This window comes from Pedobacter nutrimenti, assembly GCF_003208655.1.
In the GTDB taxonomy this organism is placed as follows: Bacteria; Bacteroidota; Bacteroidia; order Sphingobacteriales; family Sphingobacteriaceae; genus Pedobacter; species Pedobacter nutrimenti.
The window spans coordinates 686,144-706,078 of record NZ_QKLU01000004.1 but is presented as its reverse complement, the minus strand read 5'-3'; the positions used below and the strand labels follow the sequence as shown (position 1 = coordinate 706,078).

At 40.8% G+C, this 19,935-nt stretch carries 16 protein-coding genes; 8 read left to right on the top strand and 8 right to left on the bottom strand.

Annotated features, from left to right (window positions below; all coding sequences use genetic code 11):
• Positions 1-11: 11 nt before the first annotated feature.
• On the bottom strand, positions 12-698 hold the full coding sequence (locus B0O44_RS14585) for a hypothetical protein (RefSeq protein WP_110831818.1): 687 nt from the start codon (positions 696-698) through the stop codon (positions 12-14).
• 121 nt (positions 699-819) lie between these two features.
• Here B0O44_RS14585 and B0O44_RS14580 point away from each other — a divergent pair, with 121 nt between their 5' ends.
• Positions 820-1,005, top strand: a complete 186-nt coding sequence (locus B0O44_RS14580; protein WP_110831994.1) for a CsbD family protein — start codon at positions 820-822, stop codon at positions 1,003-1,005.
• Positions 1,006-1,045: 40 nt separating this feature from the next.
• Here the strand turns inward: B0O44_RS14580 and B0O44_RS14575 are convergent, their stop codons facing one another.
• Both B0O44_RS14575 and B0O44_RS14570 read right to left on the bottom strand, forming a co-directional pair.
• Positions 1,046-2,413 carry a S41 family peptidase gene (locus tag B0O44_RS14575; protein ID WP_211321378.1) on the bottom strand — a complete coding sequence of 456 codons (1,368 nt, stop codon included), beginning with the start codon at positions 2,411-2,413 and terminating at the stop codon, positions 1,046-1,048.
• A gap of 222 nt (positions 2,414-2,635) precedes the next feature.
• The gene (locus B0O44_RS14570) at positions 2,636-5,569 is read right to left on the bottom strand and encodes a M16 family metallopeptidase (RefSeq protein WP_110831814.1); all 2,934 of its coding nucleotides are present in this window, start codon (positions 5,567-5,569) and stop codon (positions 2,636-2,638) included.
• A 210-nt stretch (positions 5,570-5,779) separates the two neighbouring features.
• Between B0O44_RS14570 and surE the strand changes: the two genes are divergently transcribed.
• The 3 genes from surE to lpxB are packed head-to-tail and all read left to right on the top strand — an operon-like array spanning position 5,780 to position 7,927.
• The gene (gene surE / locus B0O44_RS14565) at positions 5,780-6,559 is read left to right on the top strand and encodes a 5'/3'-nucleotidase SurE (RefSeq protein WP_110831812.1); all 780 of its coding nucleotides are present in this window, start codon (positions 5,780-5,782) and stop codon (positions 6,557-6,559) included.
• Positions 6,552-6,818, top strand: coding sequence for a stationary phase survival protein SurE (locus tag B0O44_RS14560; protein ID WP_110831810.1), 267 nt, complete (start codon positions 6,552-6,554; stop codon positions 6,816-6,818). Before surE ends, B0O44_RS14560 begins: the two co-directional genes overlap by 8 nt.
• A complete protein-coding gene (lpxB, locus tag B0O44_RS14555; RefSeq protein WP_110831808.1) occupies positions 6,818-7,927 on the top strand; it encodes a lipid-A-disaccharide synthase in 1,110 nt (369 codons plus the stop codon). Before B0O44_RS14560 ends, lpxB begins: the two co-directional genes overlap by 1 nt.
• Here lpxB and B0O44_RS14550 read toward each other — a convergent pair.
• From B0O44_RS14550 to B0O44_RS14540, 3 genes are all read right to left on the bottom strand, one after another.
• Entirely contained in the window at positions 7,924-9,078 is a 1,155-nt protein-coding gene (locus tag B0O44_RS14550) for a DUF4932 domain-containing protein (protein ID WP_110831806.1), read from the bottom strand. The genes lpxB and B0O44_RS14550 overlap by 4 nt on opposite strands.
• A 107-nt stretch (positions 9,079-9,185) precedes the next feature.
• The gene (locus tag B0O44_RS14545) at positions 9,186-10,274 is read right to left on the bottom strand and encodes an AraC family transcriptional regulator (RefSeq protein ID WP_110831804.1); all 1,089 of its coding nucleotides are present in this window, start codon (positions 10,272-10,274) and stop codon (positions 9,186-9,188) included.
• 90 nt (positions 10,275-10,364) lie between these two features.
• A complete protein-coding gene (locus B0O44_RS14540) occupies positions 10,365-11,774 on the bottom strand; it encodes a serine hydrolase domain-containing protein (protein WP_110831802.1) in 1,410 nt (469 codons plus the stop codon).
• A gap of 165 nt (positions 11,775-11,939) precedes the next feature.
• Here B0O44_RS14540 and B0O44_RS14535 point away from each other — a divergent pair, with 165 nt between their 5' ends.
• The 4 genes from B0O44_RS14535 to B0O44_RS14520 all read left to right on the top strand — a co-directional run bounded on the left by B0O44_RS14535 (position 11,940) and on the right by B0O44_RS14520 (position 16,273).
• Positions 11,940-13,613, top strand: coding sequence for a histidine kinase (locus tag B0O44_RS14535; RefSeq protein ID WP_110831800.1), 1,674 nt, complete (start codon positions 11,940-11,942; stop codon positions 13,611-13,613).
• 35 nt (positions 13,614-13,648) lie between these two features.
• Positions 13,649-14,350, top strand: a complete 702-nt coding sequence (locus B0O44_RS14530; RefSeq protein WP_110831798.1) for a LytR/AlgR family response regulator transcription factor — start codon at positions 13,649-13,651, stop codon at positions 14,348-14,350.
• Positions 14,351-14,432: 82 nt separating this feature from the next.
• The gene (locus B0O44_RS14525) at positions 14,433-14,795 is read left to right on the top strand and encodes a BlaI/MecI/CopY family transcriptional regulator (RefSeq protein ID WP_110831796.1); all 363 of its coding nucleotides are present in this window, start codon (positions 14,433-14,435) and stop codon (positions 14,793-14,795) included.
• A 5-nt stretch (positions 14,796-14,800) separates the two neighbouring features.
• Positions 14,801-16,273 (top strand): M56 family metallopeptidase, encoded by a 1,473-nt coding sequence (locus B0O44_RS14520; RefSeq protein ID WP_110831794.1) that lies wholly within the window; start codon positions 14,801-14,803, stop codon positions 16,271-16,273.
• On the opposite strand, the gene B0O44_RS14515 is transcribed toward B0O44_RS14520, so the two are convergent.
• Together B0O44_RS14515 and B0O44_RS14510 are read right to left on the bottom strand one after the other, a co-directional pair.
• A complete protein-coding gene (locus B0O44_RS14515; RefSeq protein ID WP_110831792.1) occupies positions 16,263-18,932 on the bottom strand; it encodes a carboxypeptidase-like regulatory domain-containing protein in 2,670 nt (889 codons plus the stop codon). The genes B0O44_RS14520 and B0O44_RS14515 overlap by 11 nt on opposite strands.
• Positions 18,929-19,861: a GLPGLI family protein gene (locus tag B0O44_RS14510; RefSeq protein WP_110831790.1), complete on the bottom strand. Its 933-nt coding sequence runs from the start codon at positions 19,859-19,861 to the stop codon at positions 18,929-18,931. Before B0O44_RS14510 ends, B0O44_RS14515 begins: the two co-directional genes overlap by 4 nt.
• Between the last annotated feature and the right edge of the window lie 74 nt (positions 19,862-19,935).

Here is a 19,935-nt window from a genome sequence, read left to right as displayed (position 1 = left end):
TGTTTATGGGTTTAATTTCCGTTATTGGAAATACTCACGCTGAGTTTGTCTGCCGGTTTTGTGCCAAAATGATTTTCGTACCAGGTGTATAGGGCCGGGTTTTTAAACCGGCGGTTGCTATTTATACCCTTAATCATAGTTTTGGTCGATGTTGTGGCATCTATTCCAGTTCTGGCCTGGTCCAGTGCATAATCCACCAGGAGTTTGTCAGAGGGGGTAGGGCCCTTAAACCCCAATAAGGCACCATCTTTTCCAATAATGTTGACTACAGTAGAAGAGTCAACCAATTTTTTAAAACCTGCATTTTGCGGGGCAGAAGACAGGCGGTATACCGCTACCCTTTCATTTTTGATATTTTGTATTTTCTGCCAGTCTTTTTCGCTGGAACCAGTATAAATGTTAATGAATACGACATCATTGTATTTGGCAAAACGTTTTTTTAGCCCTGCATAATCGCTATCCTGATCCGTCCGTGGCAACTGTTGTTCCCAGGCATATAAATACACGGTTTTTCCGGTAAAGCTTGTGCCAAATTTTCCGGTCTGGCCATTTTGATTGATCAGTTCCAGATCAGATAGATTGAGGTCCTTGTGATCGTCATAATGTTTGGCAACTGTTTTGGCCAGTCCTTTAACCATCATGGTACAGGAGCTCTGAAAAAGGACAAGAAAAGGGAGCAGGTAAAATAGTTTTTTCATGCGATTTGGTTTTGATTAAGACGAAGCAAAGGAGTAAAGGTTGCAGTTTGTCCAAACTTTTTTTTTAGCTGCTTGTTCTTTAAAAAGAACGGTTTAAAGATTAAACATAAAAACAATGACCATGGATACATTAGAATTAAAAGGAAAGTGGAACGAGCTTAAAGGAAAAGTAAAGCAGGCTTATGCCGACTTAACAGAAGATGATTTGAAACATGAGGAGGGAAAAGATGATGAATTACTGGGAAAGTTACAGCAAAAAACGGGAAAGACCCGCGATGAGGTAGTAAAGTGGTTAAAATCCCTTTAAAATAAAAAAGAAGTCCCGGCCAAAGGCCGGGACTTCTTTTTTATTTTATTTTATTCAGGTAGTTCAGGGCCTTTTCGAGTACAGGATCTTTTTTCTGAATATAATCTTCCAGGCTTGGAACAATTTCCATATCCGGTTTTATGCCATAACCTACAAATTCACGGCCGTCAGGATAAGTGTCTTTTTTGGTGCAAACCCTTGCTGAACCGCCTCCAGGCAAATCAAAAACAAAGGGTTGGCCGGTGCTGCCATAGGAATTCTGGCCAATTTTAACCATGTGCCTTTGATTGTCTGCATAAATTAAAAAATCTTCAGCAGCAGAAGCCGTATTGTGACCAATTAAAATAGCAGTTGGAACAACAACTCTTTGCATGTCTAACCTGATTTTTTTTGGTCGGTAATCAAAGGTGTAATAATAATTGTCCCGGTTAATTAGCAGTGCTTTTTTGTTCCATTCATTTTTTATGGTATCCTTAGGTTCCACATACTTACCCCAGGCTTTAAAAGCTGGAAGGTGTTGCCTTGTTGCATTTTTTGCACCATACAATACGGTATCGTTGGTTAAGTGTTGTAGAATTTCCGTGCCTATGTCCGTATTGCCACCGCCATTTTTTCTAAGGTCGATAATTATTTTTTTTGCCTTTTGGAGTTCAGGAAGTTTTTGATGGAAAAGCGTATCTATTTTTCTGTCCCCAAAAGAATTGAGCGCGATGTAAGCGATATCATTAGTATACCATTTAAAATCCAGGAGCTGGTTTTCATCATCAAAAGCAGGATAAACTTCTTTTTCTGTCGTCGTTTTGTGTGTCAGTTTCAAGGAAACCATTTGTCCTTTAGGTTTTCTTATTTTGATGGTAAATTCATCACCCGCAAGTCCCTTCAGTAAACTTGAAATGCTCAAGTCTTTTAAAACATAATCCGTTGAGGAGGAAATATAAGGAGCGACATGTGCAGCAATATAATCATTGGTATTTTGACCATTTACTTCGATGACTTCACTTCCAGGAGGTATTTCATCTTTTTTCGACAGGTTCACACGGGCAATGATGGCCTTGCCGCCAATGTTCTGAATAAAAAAACGATAATCGCCAAACATGGTGGTCATGGTTTCAAAATCTTTAGTCTCGGGCATGTAAATATTGGTGTGCCCATCTTTTAACAAGGCACAGAATTTCTGCAATTCCCGGTAGTACTGGTAATCATTTTTGGTTTCGGGAATACTGATAATTAAAGCTTTGTAAGTACTGTCCCATTTGGGGCGGTCTACTTTATTGAGGTAAACAAAATTATAATTGACTTCCTGCCAGAATTTAGACAATCCGTAAATTTTATCGGCTTTGCTGAGTTTATTGGATTGGGCAAATAAGGAAATAGGGAATAATAAAAGTAAAAGTAATCTCTTCATCATTTTTGTAGGTTTTTCTGGAGTTCAGACAAGTGATGTGCCATATCCTAAATCCCAGGTAAAACAACAATAGCGCAGTCTGGGACGATTTTTTATGTTCGTTATCGAACAGTTTTGTGTTCGCTTGCGGGCAAGAGAGGCAAAACAAAAGCCCCCCGTCCAAATCATAACGGGGGGCTTTTACCGGGTCAACCGAAAAGGGTTTACCTGCCTGAAATAAAAAATTTAATAACCAAAAATTTGTTCCAGTGTCAATTTAGTCACTGGCCCAAATTTTTGCATGTCTTCCATTTTTACTTTTTTCTCTGAAGCCACAATACAGTAGTTATAGGCTTTACCCGAAACATGTTCTGCATGGAAATTCTTCAGGTCTGCAAAGGTCAATGGTTTTAAGCTTTTGTACAGATCTATACGGGAATCATGGTCAAAGCCAAGTTTTTTATCCGAAAAATAGCTTGCTATGATGCCATCCTTGGTAATGCGTCCGGTTTCCACCGCGTTGATGGAATTGCTTTTTGCATTATCGAAGGATTTATCCAGTTGAGGAAGATCGGTTAGTAATTCGTTCATGCCTTTTACAGCGTCATTCATTTTATCAGCCTGACTTCCTACATAGGCAATCATTGCATAGTCCTTGTCTTTTTTGTCGGGTGCAGAATAAAAAGCATACGTCGAATAAGCCAGTGCTTTAGATTCCCTGATGGTCTGGAAAACAATTGAACCCATACCTCCTCCAAAATAATTGTTAAACAAGTTGACCTTGCCGATTAAGTTTGGATCATACTGTCCGTCGTTGCGTACCCATCTGATCTCAGACTGGACCATATCATAGTCTGCGAAAAGGACCTGATTGGCATTGGTGGTGGTATAGGTGAATTTCGCCGCCGGTGAAGCAGGCGTAAATTCTTTTGGAAGTGCATGCAATTTAGCAATGTCAGCTGTAAATTCACCCAGGCTTTTAGGCCCGTAATAAGTGATGCTGTGCTCATAATTGGTGAAATTATGCAAAATGTAAATCAACTGATCGGCTGTGACTTTGTCCAGTTCGTCATTTGTCAGGACATAATTGCTCGGGTTTGCCGCTCCGTATTGTGCATAAGATACCAGACCGTTTAAAATGGCAGCTTTGTTTAATTTCGCATTTTGTCTGGCTTTTAAAATGCTTCCCTTTAATTCTGTGAGGGCTTTTTCATTTGGTTTACAATTGGCTAGTACATGCTCTACCAGGCTCACGGCTTTATCAAAATTCTCTTGTAGGCCGCTGATGCTAATGGTGGCAACTTCAGTTCCGATATTCACGCTATAGTTACATGCAATGTTGTAGAACTGTTTGCTGATCTCTTCAGCAGTATATTTATCTGTACTTAAAAAATTAAGGTATTGCGCAGCATATGGCAATAACTTGGAATTATAGGAGCCCAGGTTAAAGCGATAGCTCATGCGGAAAATACTGTTGTCTTTATTTTGGACCGTAATCACATCGGCAATACCGGATTTGCCAAAATTAAGGTCTTTGGTGTAATCCAGGAATTTTGGTTCAATGGGTTTTACCGGTAAGGCCAGTAAATTTTTTGTGAAGGCAGAAATGGCATTCGCATTTGGATTGATTGGTGTAATTAAAGGTTTTTCAACTTTAATGATGTTTTTGTCTTCTCCTTTATGTTTGAAGCCGACCACATAGTTTTCTCCAAAAAATTGTTTTGCAAAATCAACAATTTGTTGTTTAGTCACCTTGGACATGGCATCCGGACCATCCAGACTTTTATCCCATTTGGTTCCGCGGTTCAATATGAATTCGTCGGAAATGGCTTCAGCCCTGAAATTATTGTTGTCAAATTGTTGTAACCGACTCAACCTGCTATTGGCTACAGTTGCTTTGATCAGGGAAGCATCGAATTCTCCTTTTTTAAGCAGGTCAATTTGCTCCAGCAATAATTTTTTTACTTCTTCCAGGCTTTGTCCCTGTTTAGGCTGGGCAGTTAAATAAAACAAGCCATAATCTTTCATTTGCTGATAACCGGCACCCGGGCGAAGAACTTTTTGTTGCTTGTTCAGATTCAGGTCAAAAAGCCCTGCTTTTCCATTGGAAAGGATACGTGCAGTCAGTTCAAGTAATAAACTTTGCGGACTGTTTTCTGCATAACCTCTGTAAAAGATCTGTACGCTTTCTGCACTTGGACCATAGATGTCTATCGTTTGCACTTTAGTAAGCGGCTTTTCAGGAGCAGGGTTATACAGGGTAACCGGCTTTGGCTGCATATAGGCAAAAGCATTGTCTACCTTTTTGATCATTTCATCCGGATTGAAATCACCCGAAAGGATAACGGCCATATTGTTTGGTACATAATATTTATGGTAGTATTTCTTGATCTCCACCAATGAAGGGTTTTTCAGGTGTTCAATGGTACCGATAGTGGTCTGTTGACCATAATTGTGCGTAGGGAACAATAAATTTGACATCCCTTCATACATTTTATTTCCATCATCATCCAGGCCACGGTTTTTTTCTTCATAAACTGCTTCAAGTTCCGTATGGAAAATACGGAAAATAGGATTGCGGAAACGCTCGGCCTGCAGGGCAAGAAATTTATCGGTAGAATTCGACGGAAAGCCTTCGTTGTATACGGTTTCTTCTACCGAAGTATGTGCATTGGAAGATTGACCACCAATACCCTGGATCATTTTATCGTATTCGTTGGCAATAGAAATATTAGAGGCTTCACCAGAAGTTTTATCGATTTCTTTATAGATTTCCTTACGCTTTGCAGGATCAGTCGTTTTATTGTACTGTTCGTATAAGGCATCGATTTTATCCAGGTAAGGTTTTTCTTTCGCATAATCCGTTGTCCCGAATTTGTCTGTCCCTTTAAACAAAAGGTGCTCCAGATAATGGGCAAGTCCGGTATTGGTACGGGGGTCGGTATTGCTTCCGGCTCTTACCGACATGCGGAATTCGATATTCGGTTCTTTTGGATTGGGTGAAAGGATAACGGTCAGCCCGTTTTTCAGGCTGTAAAACCTGGATTTGGTCGGGTCGTTGGTGACATACTTATAGGTATATCCTCCCGAAGTTGCTGTTTTCCACTGGTAGGCAGATTGGGCCATTGCCCCGCTTGAAGAGAGTAGAAAACCAGCAATAAGCAGTAGTTTATTCTTCATAATGAATTGGTTTGTTTTTTTATGTTTAAATTTTGAGGAAGCAGAAGGAGCATTGCATTTGCAAAATAATTATATCCATTTAGTTACATTCAAATATAACACGATTCATTATAAATATGGTAACTGTATAAAGGATAATCCCAATTAATCTGTTTAAATCTTGTATTTTTACCGTTCCAAATGATGGGAGTATAAAAAAGCGCGTATAAAATGAAAACACAGCATTCAAGACCGAACATTTTAGTGGTAAATGACGATGGAATTACAGCCCCGGGCATTAAAAATCTGATTGAGGTTGTACAGGAAATCGGTAATGTGGTTGTGGTGGCCCCAGACGGTCCCCAGTCCGGAATGGGACATGCCATTACCATTGGAAAACCATTGCGTTTTGATAGAGTAGACCTTTATGAAGGCGTTGAAATGTACAAATGTTCTGGGACACCGGTAGACTGTGTAAAACTCGCTGTGAACCGGATTTTTAAGGGTAAAAAACCTGATCTTTGTGTTTCGGGCATTAACCATGGTTTAAATAATTCCATTAATGTGATTTATTCGGGAACCATGTCTGCAGCGGTGGAAGGTGCTATAGAAGAAATTCCATCTATAGGCTTTTCATTAGACGACTACGCTCAGGAGGCAGATTTCAGCCATTGTAAAAAATATATTAAAGCCATCTGTGAAGAGGTACTGGCCCATGGCCTTCCACCGGCAACGCTTTTGAATGTCAATTTTCCAAATGGAGAACACATCAAAGGAATTAAAATATGCCGTCAGGCCAATGCAAAATGGGCGGAGGAATTTGACGAAAGAAAAGATCCTTACCACAGGCCCTATTACTGGCTGACCGGTGTCTTTCAGAACAACGACAGGGGAGAGGATACCGATGTATGGGCTTTGGATAACGGTTATGCATCTATAGTTCCTGTTCAATTTGACCTGACTGCCCATCATGCGATTCCTGTTTTAAATTCATGGAGTTTTAATGTTTAAGAATTTAAAGGATACGGTTTTTACAGGCTTTTGGATCGGGCTTGCTGTACCGGGTGTGCTGGTTGGAATCACCTGGTACATTATGCATCAGGTCTCTTATCTGGCCAAAGCCGATTTATTGCTCATCTGTTGTATTGGTGTAAATGCTTTACTGTTAAAGTACTTTTTTAAACAGCAGCAGGAAAATACAGGCAGGGGAATACTAAGTGCCACTTTTTTATGGGCCCTTGCTTTTTTCATTTATAAAGTCCGTCAGTAATGAAGTATTATTTAGTTGCAGGAGAAGCATCGGGGGACCTTCACGGGGCCAATTTAATGCGGGCATTAAAGGATCATGACCAGCAGGCCGCTTTCAGATACTTTGGCGGAGATAAAATGCGGGCCGAAGGGGGTGAACTGGTTAAACATTATTCCGAAATGGCTTTTATGGGGTTTGCAGAAGTGGTACTGAACCTTCGGACCATTTTTAAAAACCTTAAATCCTGTAAAGAAGACTTGCTGGCCAACAGGCCGGATGCGCTGATCTTGGTTGATTTTCCTGGCTTTAACTTAAAAATAGCAGAATTTGCCAAGGCAAATGGCATCAGGGTTTTTTACTATATTTCTCCCAAAGTCTGGGCCTGGAACCAGAAAAGGGTCCTTAAAATCAAAAAGATTGTAGACCGGCTGTTTTGTATCCTTCCTTTTGAAGTGGAGTTCTACAAAGAATGGGGAATGAAAGTAGACTATGTGGGTAATCCTTTACTGGATGAAATATCGAAATTTTCTCCTGCTGCAGATTTCAGGGAACGGTATAAGCTGGGGAATGGTCCCCTGATTGCATTACTGCCAGGCAGCCGCAAGCAGGAGATTGAACGTTTGTTACCCGTCATGCTTGGTTTGACAGATCATTTTCCGGCACATCAGTTTGTCATCGCTGCTGCACCAACTTTTAAGGAAGACTATTACAAGACCTTTATCGGAAATAAAAATATACCCCTTGTTTTTGCCCAGACTTATGATCTTTTACACGAATCAAGGGCTGCGGTCGTTGCTTCAGGTACAGCAACTTTGGAAACAGCTCTTTTTCATATTCCCCAGGTCGTGGTGTATAAGGGGAGTCCGGTTTCCATTGCCATTGCAAGAATGCTGGTTAAAATTAAATACATTTCCCTGGTTAACCTGATCATGAATAGAAAAGTAGTCTCTGAACTGATACAGGAAGCCTGCAACAGCTCAGAGATCATCAAAAATTTACAGCCTTTGCTGGAAGGGCCACAGCGGGCAGCAATGCTGCAGGACTACAAAGAATTATCTGCATTAATGGGCAAACCGGGGGCCTCGGCCAGGACTGCGGAACTGATTATAGCAGATTTGAAGCGCCTTTAATTTTGCTTTGCCTTTAAGGCCAGTTGTTTTAAAAAGGTTTCAGCAGCAGTAGCATAAGACATTTTCGGATCTTTTTCGTAATGCTCCAGAATTGAAATCAATTCCGGCAGGTAAATGAATTTCCTGTCTTTAACATAATGGTTTAGCAAGATGTCCGCATTCTTTGTTTTGCCCAGCCTTCTGGCGATCAATACTTCTGCGGCCCGCACAAAATGTTCATAGAGACAAATCTTCCAGGTGTTATAAGCCTGGTTGCTCATGGCTTGCCTTAATGGGCCAAACAGTTTTTCGGAACTCCGGAAAAGTGCATCCGGAAGCTTATCCAATACCGGATTGGTGAAAGAATGTCCAAATTCATGTGTACTGAGTTCCCTGACCATGTTTTCATCACTGAAACCCATTTTTAAAGCTTTGTTTCCGGAAAGTTGCTGTACGCCTCTGCTGCCAAAAACATTGTAAATGGTGGTTTTTCCTTTAGCAGTCGTATTTACCCCAAAACCCATTCCGGGCGGGATGGTGAGGCTGGGCATAAGTACATAGGCATCAAAGCGTTTTCTGTAAAAGGCTTGTACGGCTTCCATGGCCTGATCTGATGGTAAAGCACCGAGCAGTTCTGCAATGGCTGTATCGTAAAAAGCTTTATTGTCCCTAAAGTAATTTTCAAAATTCAGGTGTTTATACAAACGGTTACCGCAGTCCAGAAATTCCTGTGCAATCTGCCGGGCTTCTTTCAGACTACGCCCCGGGGCAAAAGCCTGAAGGTGTTTTTCAGGAAGGTCTTCAGGAAATGTTGCATTCGGAAAATCCTCCGCCAACAATAAAAAACTGATCATGGCCGCCCCTTCGGTATTTTCTTCAATGCTGGTCAGCTTCTGTAAGTCCGGATCTGTTTTAAAATCGAAGTATTTTTCATAAAATGCAAAGGCATAAGCATTCCAATCCTGATTTTTGACTCCCGCGGAGTTGTTTGCTTCAGGTTGATCCATAAGCTGTTGTCCATAAGAGCCAAGGAAAAAAGTGAAACCCATCACTTCTATGTTTTTGGAAAAACGGATTTGAAGGCCTTCTTTTTTTACCGGCAAAGGCAGATCTTGAGCAAGCAGGCCGAAAGGAAACGCAAGAAAACTTAATAGCAGCAGGTTTTTTTTCATAAAATGTAGCCCTGGTTTTTTAACAGGATACCGCAAAACTAGGACCTGTATAGAAAGTGTCGCCCGGATACGGTTTCAGGACGTCCGGATTTGTGTTTCCGGTCTTTTCAGGGCTTTAAAGGAAGGGCTTGGGCGCGCATTTTAAGATAAGCAGAAGGCGATTTACCTGTTTGTGCTTTAAAAACGTCATTAAATGCCGATTTTGAATTGAAACCAGATTCCAGGGCAAGGGCCAGTAAAGTTTTATGCTGCTGGGCAGGGTCATGAAGTTTTTTAAGGACTTCCTGTACCCTGTACTTATTGACGAACTGATGAAAATTCATTTCAAAGTTCTTGTTGATGAGGTAAGAAACATATCGCTCTGGCAATTTTAGCAATTTACTGAGTTTTGCCAAAGACAATTTGTTCTGGGTGAAAACCTGCTGCTGGTCCATCAAAAGGAGCAGCCGGTCCAGCTCGATACGGTCCTGATATTGGGGGAAATGTATCCCGGTTTCTTTTTTTGGTTCAGGCAGGTCGTCAAAAGCAGAAGACCTCAAAAGGGCATGATAACCTAAAGCGAAAAGCCAGGTAATCAATAAAGCATTGGTCCAATGATAGGTTTGATAGCCAAAAATAACTTCTGCGATCCAGAAGCCTGTAACCAGGCAGATTAAAATCCAGGGGCTGAATAGTGAAAAATAAAATTGAAGACTGATGTTTTTGTTTTGTTTAATGAACCTTAAAGCAAGCAGTAGATACAGGCCAAGGGCGAGTACAGTTAAAAAGGGGGGAAAGATTTCGGTATATATAAACCAGGGCCTGAGGTTAAATAATGTGTTTTTTACCCAACCATATTTAAACAGATAAAAATTAATAAGTTCCGCTGCGATCTCTATAAAGGCAGGCATAAAAAGCCATAACTGATATTTTTCTGGTATAAAATGGGTTTTTGTAATCTGTCCTGCGTAAAGCAGTAAACTTACAGGTACCAGTAGATAGGAATTCAGGAGCCAGAAAGGAATGGCATTTGGACCAGACTGGTAACGAAAACTCATTGCCCAGCCACCAAATAGTTCTATGGTCACTGTAAAAATCAACAGGGAAAGATATACATTGGCACCTCTTAGGCTTTTTGCCCGAAGCAAGAGTGCCAGGATCAGGACCAGGCCCTGAATGGCGGCAAATAAAAGCAGCTGGGCCTCTGTTGGCAGCATCGTTTTAATTTTTCAAAACGAAGATAAATTAAAAAAATAAATGGTCCATTCTATTTTAAGGAATGGACCAGAGGTAAGACGATGGGCCGTTTATTTTTTACCGCCCAGGCCCGATAAAAAACCTTTTGCATTTTGGTTTCCCGGATCTTTATCTACGGCTTTCTGATAGTATAACCTGGCTTGTTCAGGTATGTTTTTTCCAACATAACATTCAGCCATCAGCTGATACACATAAGAGGAGTCTGTGTTGCGGATCGGAAGGGCCAAACCCGTTTCGAAAATTCGTAAGGATTGGTCATACAATTTTCTTCTCATCAGATATTTTCCGGTATTGACAAGATCTCCAATCTCAAAAGAAAAGTCATAGATGTCCTTTTTGTTGGTTCTGGCATCTTTATAAAAATCCATTCCCTGATCAAAATTGACTAATACTTTTTCACGGAGATCTAAATAAAGAGAGCGTTTAGGAGCTGTATAGGGCTGGCCCCTTAATATGGCAAAAATGGCCTGGGTCAGTTGTGATACTTTAAAGTTTTGATTGCTTGTCATTAAAATGATGCTGATGTCGTCTTTAAGGTCTGTACTGACCAGGGCCTCATAATTGTAATTGGAACCATGATGCTGGTGCCATACCAGGGATCCGTTCTCAAAACGGGCCGTTCCAAGACTGCTTTCCCCCTCCGGGAAATTTTGTGAAAGTTCTTCCAGGGAATTTTTGCTGATGATTTTATAACTGTTCAATGCAGTGATAAAAGTGTACAGGTCGTCTATGGTCAATCTTGGCCAGCCGGTGGTTTGCTGACGATAAGACTCGTTTACAAAACTGTTGTTAAAGGCACGGGCCATTTGAGGGTCATCGGTTGGAAGGTCCATAATAGTATGCTTCAATTTTAAGGGTACAATCAGGTTCCTTTGTACAAAGGCATTATAGCTCATTCCTGAAATCCTTTCGATAAGTTTTTTTTGCAGGCAGACATTGCTATAGCTGTAGATGTATGCTTTACCTGGTTCATAAGCAAGGGTTTTTAAGGCTTTGATTTCCTGCAGAATTTCCTCATCAGCGTTAAGGCTGCTGGAAGGCAGGCCGCTGGTGTAATTCAATAACTGTTTGATCTGGATCAAGCTGGCCCAGGAAGGGAGCTCGGGAAAATAAAGGGAGAGTTTGTCTTCGAGTTTTAGTTTGCCTTGTTCTTTCAGGATCATGATGCAAACCCCGTTAAATTCCTTGGCAATAGACCCAATGTCAAAAAGCATATGGCTTTGCAGTTTTTTTGTTTTACTGCCATCTGCAAAACCAATGGCATTGCGGTAAATGGTTGTCCCTTTTTGTACGACCAAGGCATTGCCATTAAAAATACCAATCTGGCCAGCCTGCTTTAATAAGCTGTCAATTTTTTTGGAGCGGTAATCCTGGGCATGAAGTCCGGCAGCGCACAGCATCAGGCAAAGAAACAGGAGGATTTTATTTTTCATGATCTGGGAAATAATAATAGGTTTCATTTAAAGAAATTTTGCGATAAATACCGCAACTGTCAATTCAGTTACAATTTTACAAGGAGGAAATGGTTCTGTGCTGATTTAACTTTCCAAAAGCTCGGGACGCTTGTGAACGACACTTTTTATTAGGTAATTAGACTTATCTTGCACCGAGAAACTATAAAAGAAATGCTCATCAGAACGCTAAGATTTTATTTGCTTTTTTTTGTACCCGTTCTGTATTCCTGTACCTATACAGAGAATAAGCCCGAGCAGATGCGCCTGAAAATAGGAGACAGTATTGCCTGGGCTGCGAAAAATATCAATGAAGAAAAATGGGAGGAAAGCAACGGGATTAATGGTCATGAAATCTTCTGGCTCCGTGATCATTTTACCTTCGACTCTGTTTTGATCAAGGAAAGACCCCTGGCCTTACATATTGTGGCCCTTGGCTCTTTTGAAGTCTGGTGGGATGGTCACCCGATTGGTAAAAATGGAAAAGTCGGACCTAGTAAAACAGAAGAGCAACCTGGAAAACATAGTAGTTATTACCTGCTTCCGGATAGTCTTGCTGGCCCGGGAAAGCACGTTTTGGCCATGCGGATTTCTAACTTTTACTCGATAGCTAATCGTAGTTTTTATAATGTTCGTGTCGCAAATTATGTAAGCATTTTACGCTTCCCCCTGATGTACAGCAGTTTCATGTACATGTTGACCGGGGTGTTTTTAATTGTCAGTGTTTATTATTTTTTTCTCTATGCCGCCAACCCGAAGGAACAGTCTTTCCTTATTTTTGCCCTGATCTGTACTTTGTTTCTCTTGTTGATCCTGGTGGAGTATATTCCTGTGGTGTGGTCATACCGTTATGATGTGCAAACCGTTCGTTTGGAAATTATAGGCGTGCTTAGTTTTTGTGTGGCTTTTCTAATTCCCCTTTTTTTATATAAGCAATTTTTTTCCGCAGGACTGCTTCTTTTAAGCTTGTTGTGGGTAAGTCTTCTTTTAGGTCTGTATGTTTATTTTCACGGACGTTATGATTTTACCGAACAACTCCTGATCACCAGTATGTGGGCGGGGTCTTTATTATTGACTACTTTAGCGCTGATCAGAAAAAAAGTGGGCAGCCGTCCTGTTTTTACTGCCCTTTTTCTCAGCGGATTGCTTGGTTGCTGGCTCTATTTTGATTATACACTGTTTCTGAGTTTTGGCCTGGTGATCCTGAGTATGTTATATCTTCTTGTATTGCGTTCTAAAGCAATAGATCAGGCTTATCAGGCAGCACTTGTGCATTCAGAAAGACTTAAAATTGATTTACTCAGGAAAAATATCCAGCCTCATTTTTTGATGAATACCATTACATCTGTCATTGACTGGGTTGAAGAATCGCCCAAAAAGGGGGTTGAATTTATAGAGGCGCTGGCCTTGGAGCTGGACATTCTGGGACAGATTGCAGAGCAGAAACGGATCCCTCTGGAACAGGAGATTGCCTTGTGCAAGAGCCACCTGAAAGTAATGCAATTCCGTAAAGAAATCCATTATACCTGGGAAGATCAGGGCATAGAAGAAGGAGATACCATTCCACCGGCAATTCTCCATACTTTAGTTGAAAACGGAATTACCCATAGTACACCCTTAACAGATGGGACCCTTGCTTTTTCTCTCCGCTTTGAAAAGAATCTACAGGCTAAGGTTTATGAGCTTAGTACCAAGGCAAAGCTCAACAAAGCAGTTAAACAAAGGGAGGGGACAGGTTTACAATATGTCCGGGCAAGGCTTACAGAAAGTTATGGGCAAAACTGGAGCCTGGAATCGGCTGCAGGTAGCGGAGGTTGGATCACCAGAATTACGATTTATAAAAAATGAAGACGGGCAGAATTAAAAACAACAGGAGTTAACAGATGAAAGTACTGATTATTGAAGATGAGGCCAGAATAGCGGCAAGAATAGAACGTTTTCTGTTGGAATTGATGAGGTCTTCCGGTGTGTCGGTGACCATCTGCGGATCATTAAGTGAAGGCATAGAATTTATCCGGAACCATCCCCCGGACCTGTTATTGCTGGACCTGAACCTGAATGGGGAAAACGGTTTTGAAGTGCTGAAATCCGTTACGGCGGAATCTTTTCACACCATTATCATTTCTGCCTATAAGGAAAAAGCCATAGATGCCTTTAATTACGGTGTATTGGATTTTATCCCTAAACCCTTTGATAAAGCCAGACTGTCCCTGGCCATGGAACGTCTGGTGAATAAAGAAAAAACAAAAGGCGCAGGTGTTAAATTTATTTTTATAAAAAAAACCGGAAACATATTGTTGTTCAGGACTGAAGAAATACAGTATATTAAAGGTTCAGGAATTTATACTGAAATTCATTTCCGCAACGGCAGGACTGAACTTCATGACAAATCACTTGAAAAACTGGAACAGCTCTTGCCGGATTATTTTTTAAGGATCCATAAATCCTATATTGCCGACAGCAGGGATTTTGAAAAAATCCTCGTGCAAGCAGGGAGCAAATATCAGGTCTTGCTTAAAAACGGAGAGGTTTTGCCTGTTGGAAGGACGAGGTATGAAGAACTGATCCATCAGATCAGGCTTTAACTGAGTTTGTTGCAATAAAAAATAATAGATTGATACGGAATATTTAAACGTAGTATTCGTATATTTACGATATATTCGTATTATGGAAAAGCTGACAATACAGGAAGAAGAGGCCATGCAGGCCATATGGCAATTTGGAACTGGTTTTATCAAAGATTTTATGGAACTCCTGCAGGAGCCCAAACCACCCTATACAACCCTGGCCTCAACGGTTAAAAACCTGGAAAAAAAAGGCTTTCTGAAAAGTGAAAAGATGGCCAATGCCTACAGGTACAGTGCAAAGGTTAAAGAAGCAGATTATAAGAAAAAATTCATGAAGGGTTTTGTGAATGATTATTTTCAAAACTCCTATAAAGAACTGGTTACTTTTTTTGCTAAAGACAAGAAAATTAGTGCACAAGAGCTAAAAGAGATCATTAACCTTATCGAGAACCCTAATTCCTGATTGTTATGCCAGAATTTTTTACCTTTCTTTTTAAAGTAAATCTTTCCCTGATCCTTTTCTGTCTGGCTTATTATGTGATCCTCAGAAGGCTTACTTTTTATACGTTGAACAGGTTTTTTTTGATTGCCGGTATTTTCTTTTCCTCCTTGTACCCGCTGTTTGACCTGTCCGGTTTTTTTAAATCCTCAAGTCATTTGGTTGTGCCGCTTTCAGGCAGGGTCATCTATCGCGTGATGAGTGAAGTTTCTGTTGTCGATTACTGGCTGCTGGCAAAGGTTGTTTTTTGGCTGGGTGTTTTCTATATGGCGCTCAGAATGATCATCCGTTTGTACTCCCTATATAAAATACATAAGTCCTCTGTTCCGGGTGAAATTGGAGCCTATAGTGTACGGTTGCTGAAAGGCGAGTCGTCTACCTTTTCTTTTTGGAAAAGCATTTATTTAAATCCAGGCCAACACCATCCCGAAGAATTGAATGCGATTCTGGAACATGAACAGGTACATGTGAGGGAACTGCATACGCTGGACATTTTGCTGGCTGAACTGGCAACAGTATTTTACTGGTTTAACCCGGGCGTGTGGTTTATGCGTAAGGCCGTTAAAGAAAATGTAGAATTCATTACAGATCAGAAAATTTTAAGAAAAGGAATTGACCGCAAGGCTTATCAATACAGTATGCTGTACACCGGATCAGGTATAAAACCTTCTGTACTGATGAACAATTTTAACATTACAGGTATCAGGAGGCGAATTGTGATGATGAACAGCAAACAGTCTTCCTCCTTTCAACTCATCAGATATGCCTTATTGCTTCCTTTTATATTTTTGATTACAACGGCATTTACGTTAATCAGAACAGAGATCAAAAGCAATCAGACAGAAAAAAAGATCCATCAGATGGTCTCGCAGATTTTTCCTGAAAAAGCAGCGGAACCAGTTGTGGCCAGCATTGCTCCAAAAGCAAAGAAAAAAAAGATGCAGGCCGTAAAACTATTGCCGTTACCGCAACCTGAACCAGTTCAGGAAGAAACAAAGGAACCTGTCCGCATCATTAAAATGGAAATGACTTATACAGGAAACAAACCTGCTGATACAGCAGAAATACATACCAGGATGGTGGGAATTGCAAAGCGGATTGGAGAAGTAATAGATCAGCCCGGGATTAACGGTGTGCAAGGGAAAAGCCCAAAGACCATTACTGTACGGTTAGATAAAACGAATGGGACTTTTACCCCTTCCTCAGGGGATGATGTAGTGATCAGGGCAATTGGGGTTGCACGCCCAAAAGAAGCCATGGGAAGCGGCACGATTACTGAATTAAAAGCGGAGCAGGATGGAAAGGAAATTTCGCCGGCACAATTGAAAGACTTAAAGGCCGGGGAAATCAAAAGTATAAGGGTAATCAGAAACAAAGATGATGCCCATAAGGGGACCATCTTTGTTTATACCTCCTCCTATACTCAAACGCCTAAAAATTAAAGGTTGCTTTAAATACACCAATTCTTCCCGGAATCAGGTAAGTACCTGAAGTAAGCATGTTGGTCGAGGTGTAAATTGCTTTGTAGGTTTTAATGTTTGCAAGGTTGTTTACACCAATTTCAAAATCCGTATTGATTTTGTTGGCTTTATAGCGGAGGGTCAGATCGGAAAACAGGTAACTTAATTTTTCCTGTCCCGACTGGCGGGTATACAGGTGTTCGGCAGTTAAGGTAAAGAATAAATTGCTGAGCACATTTACAGATAGGTCGGCCTGTTGCTTGATCTGGTTGTATTTTGTTCCCCCCCCGGCATTGGCCGCCGTTTTTGTTTTGATCAGGCTGTAATCAATGGCATAATTTAAATTGATGTTTTTGCTGATCTTACTTTGGAGCCCTGCTTTAAAAGTATTGTTTTCGCTTTTGTAAGGGAGAAGTTCATTGTTTTGGATTTGACTGCTGTTGTTTTGTGACCAGTTGGCGCCAGCGCTGACCGTACTTCTAAGTGCAAATAAATATTTGCTGATGCTGCCCGAAAGGCTGTAGCTGCTGATGTCATTTCCAAAAGGCAATACGATTCTCTGTTGTAAATTATCGGTAATGATACTGGAGGAAATGGTATTGACATGAATTTTACTATACATAGCTTGTACATTAAAAAAAAACATGGTTATGGCTTTGCGGTAGTTAAAACCCAGGGCTGCGGTCTGACTTCTTCTTTCTGTGACCGGGGCATTATTGGCAAATAAAGTCCTGTAGTTTTTTAATATTGCACCCTGATAAATATCATCCAGTCCCCCCAGTTCGTTTCTTAACCCATAAGATGCCGTAAGATAGTTTTCAATACTGGTCATGTATTTTATATTGGCCCTTGGGCTTACAAAAAATCTTTCCAACTGCTTGTCCAGAGAATGACCAGGGTCCTTATAATGAATATTCTGGTAGGACAAGGGGATATTAACCGTTATTTTTAACCTTTCATCAGTACTTTTGTATTCATAATTTCCTTCCCCGTATACTTTAAAACTATTCCAGTTCAGGTCATTCAAAGCATCAGCAGTAGCTGCCAGTGTACGCTGATTATTTTGGACCGCATCCAAAGAAGATTGTAAATGCTGTGACTGCAGGTTGAACCCTGTTTTATAGGTTTGGAACAAATTGAGTGAATTGTGTTTGAAGGCAATGTAATTGTTGGTGAAATATGACGGGACCTTTGCATTTTGCACCAAGCTGGCGTAAGGAGTCCCATCGTTAAATTGTTCCTGGTTAAGGCCTGGGGAAATAGTTAAACGCTCCGGCTGATTGATGTAATTTACATAAGAATAGATGTTATATACATTTCCTGATTTTAAGGTATTCATGTAGTTGAATTCATTGGAAATATCAAAGGGCTTTTGGCTCAAATGTTGTTGCAAGGGAAGGTTGTTGGTGACCAGGTCAACACGATAACTTGTTGGATTGTAATCGGCCATAAACACATTGTTCAAATAAGATTTGTCCCTGTTCATGTTCAGACTGGCCTGTGCATGCAATAGCTGTGGTCTGGAGATGTTGTTTTGACTTTCGGTATAGCCCACATTTCCAGTTGGTAGGAAAATGTCAGTTGATTTATTGTATTCCCTTTTTTGCTTGTCAAAAAGATAGTAGACATTGGTTTTTAGCTGCACATCCTTTTTAAGGTTGAAAAGGTTGTTTACATTAAATAGGCCCGCCTGATTGAACAAATACCTGTTCTGGGGCAGGTCCGGCACACCAGCTGCACCACTGGACAATAAAGCACCCGGTTTTCCATTTTCTATACGCCTTAAATAATCCGACAGGTTATGTGAAACCAGGTCCTGGGCCGGGTCTTTTCCGATGTTGTTCCCTTTAAGGTAATTGATGCCCTTGTATTTTTTATTAAACATCATGGCATTGGCATTGACATCAAATTTCTCCGGAAAGCCGGCACCCAGACTGGCTTGTCCGGCCAATTTTAATTTGGCCTCATCTTTTATGGTAATGTTCAAGGCAACATCCTCACTGTTGCTTTTTCCCCGGAGCATTTTTACCGGCTGGTCATTTTCAATTACCTGTACTTTATCGACCATTTCCTTGGGAATACTTTTGGTGGCAATATTGTACTTGTCATCCAGCAGGTTGTCCCCGTCAATATAAAAATTGGAGATGTTTTTACCGTTATAGGAAATTTTGCCATTGGAAGCCACTTCAATGCCCGGCATTTTTTTCAGGACATCACCCAAAACCCGGTCCTGTTTTTCGCTGAAATCTGAAAGTTTGTAACTTAAAGTATCACCAGTGGCTTTGAGTGCCGGTCGGTTATTGATCACCACGGTGGGTAAATCAATAGCCGAATCATGAAGGTTAACGTTATAGCTACTGCGGGCAGGGACAAGCGGAACAGTTTGCTTTTTATAACCCAGGCTACTGATTTCCAGTTGCAGGCCGATTGTTTCCGCTGGTAATTTCAGGTTAAACAGACCTTTTTCATTGGTCCTGGAAAAAGCAGCGATTTTGCCATCGACGCTTTTTAAAGTAATGGTGGCTGAAGGTACCGGTTTGTTTTTGGAGTCTTTGACAGTTCCGCTGATTTCCGTTTGCGGAAATGCCTTAAAGCCAGAACATACAAACAGCAGAAAAAGGAGTTTAATTAAGGTTCTCATTTGTTTTCCGGTAGCTCTATAGGGTTATTCATTGCAGGCTTTATGGTGCTGCCCTCTGGCCTGGAAACAATTTTAATACTGCCCGATTTGCCATTGGCCGAAGATCCTGCCATTGCTGAATTCAGAAAACCAGCGGGATCTTTTTTCATCGCTTCCTGCAGCCTGTCATAATCCTTTTGGGAGGTTTTTATGGCATCTTTTGGTAAGGAGATGGTTTGTGATTTTAATATTTCTGTACCGCTTAATCCCGAGAACCTCATCACTCTGCCATCAGGTAACTCTTTTTCCGGTTCCGGGGCTTTGTTTTTAACCTCTTCGAAGCCATCGAATTTAAAGACAACCTCTTTTTTTGTATCATAAGCTTCTACAATTAAACCTGGGAGCCCGTTTAATTTCCAGGGACCCGTTTGAAAAGGCAGGTCCTGACAAAACCAGGCGATATAATCCCTCCCTTTAAAGTGTGTGGTTGCTTTCTGGCAATTGAGACCAGAGATCACTGTGGTTTCATTGCTGATTTTCCAGGAAATCTGGGGTAGAGCTTCTTCAATCAGGTAATTATTCACCAGATTCTGTTTAGTGATCAGTTTTTTTTCTGCAGCATACTGAAAAAGTTCCTGGCGGGTGGTCTTTTTAATGCTTCCCAGGTTTAAATTGAAATTGCCTCCTGGTGCCATATTTTTGGTTTGCTCTTCAATCATTTTTTTACGCTGCTCATCCTGGACAATTTTGTCCATACTTACATAAACACTTGCGTTCCTGCCAAGCAGTAATACCATTTGTTCGGTATAAGGCTGGTCACGCTTGTTGGTGTCCTGAACGTGTGAAAAAGAATAGGTTGCTTTTGCCCTTAAGGTATCTGGAGCCTGGGCTTTTAGACCTGAACTGTACAGACCTAAGGTGATAATGGAAATAAAAAGGAATGGTTTCATTTGATTCAGATTAATAGTTTAGTTTACGATTTTTGTGTAATACTACGAAATATTCGTAATAATATGAATTATTC

Excerpts from the sequence above, each read along its gene's own strand:
- B0O44_RS14585 (WP_110831818.1), bottom strand. The coding sequence starts at position 698 with ATGAAAAAACTATTTTACCTGCTCCCTTTTCTTGTCCTTTTTCAGAGC.
- B0O44_RS14580 (WP_110831994.1), top strand. The coding sequence starts at position 820 with ATGGATACATTAGAATTAAAAGGAAAGTGGAACGAGCTTAAAGGAAAA.
- B0O44_RS14575 (WP_211321378.1), bottom strand. The coding sequence starts at position 2,413 with ATGATGAAGAGATTACTTTTACTTTTATTATTCCCTATTTCCTTATTT.
- B0O44_RS14570 (WP_110831814.1), bottom strand. The coding sequence starts at position 5,569 with ATGAAGAATAAACTACTGCTTATTGCTGGTTTTCTACTCTCTTCAAGC.
- surE (WP_110831812.1), top strand. The coding sequence starts at position 5,780 with ATGAAAACACAGCATTCAAGACCGAACATTTTAGTGGTAAATGACGAT.
- B0O44_RS14560 (WP_110831810.1), top strand. The coding sequence starts at position 6,552 with ATGTTTAAGAATTTAAAGGATACGGTTTTTACAGGCTTTTGGATCGGG.
- lpxB (WP_110831808.1), top strand. The coding sequence starts at position 6,818 with ATGAAGTATTATTTAGTTGCAGGAGAAGCATCGGGGGACCTTCACGGG.
- B0O44_RS14550 (WP_110831806.1), bottom strand. The coding sequence starts at position 9,078 with ATGAAAAAAAACCTGCTGCTATTAAGTTTTCTTGCGTTTCCTTTCGGC.
- B0O44_RS14545 (WP_110831804.1), bottom strand. The coding sequence starts at position 10,274 with ATGCTGCCAACAGAGGCCCAGCTGCTTTTATTTGCCGCCATTCAGGGC.
- B0O44_RS14540 (WP_110831802.1), bottom strand. The coding sequence starts at position 11,774 with ATGAAACCTATTATTATTTCCCAGATCATGAAAAATAAAATCCTCCTG.
- B0O44_RS14535 (WP_110831800.1), top strand. The coding sequence starts at position 11,940 with ATGCTCATCAGAACGCTAAGATTTTATTTGCTTTTTTTTGTACCCGTT.
- B0O44_RS14530 (WP_110831798.1), top strand. The coding sequence starts at position 13,649 with ATGAAAGTACTGATTATTGAAGATGAGGCCAGAATAGCGGCAAGAATA.
- B0O44_RS14525 (WP_110831796.1), top strand. The coding sequence starts at position 14,433 with ATGGAAAAGCTGACAATACAGGAAGAAGAGGCCATGCAGGCCATATGG.
- B0O44_RS14520 (WP_110831794.1), top strand. The coding sequence starts at position 14,801 with ATGCCAGAATTTTTTACCTTTCTTTTTAAAGTAAATCTTTCCCTGATC.
- B0O44_RS14515 (WP_110831792.1), bottom strand. The coding sequence starts at position 18,932 with ATGAGAACCTTAATTAAACTCCTTTTTCTGCTGTTTGTATGTTCTGGC.
- B0O44_RS14510 (WP_110831790.1), bottom strand. The coding sequence starts at position 19,861 with ATGAAACCATTCCTTTTTATTTCCATTATCACCTTAGGTCTGTACAGT.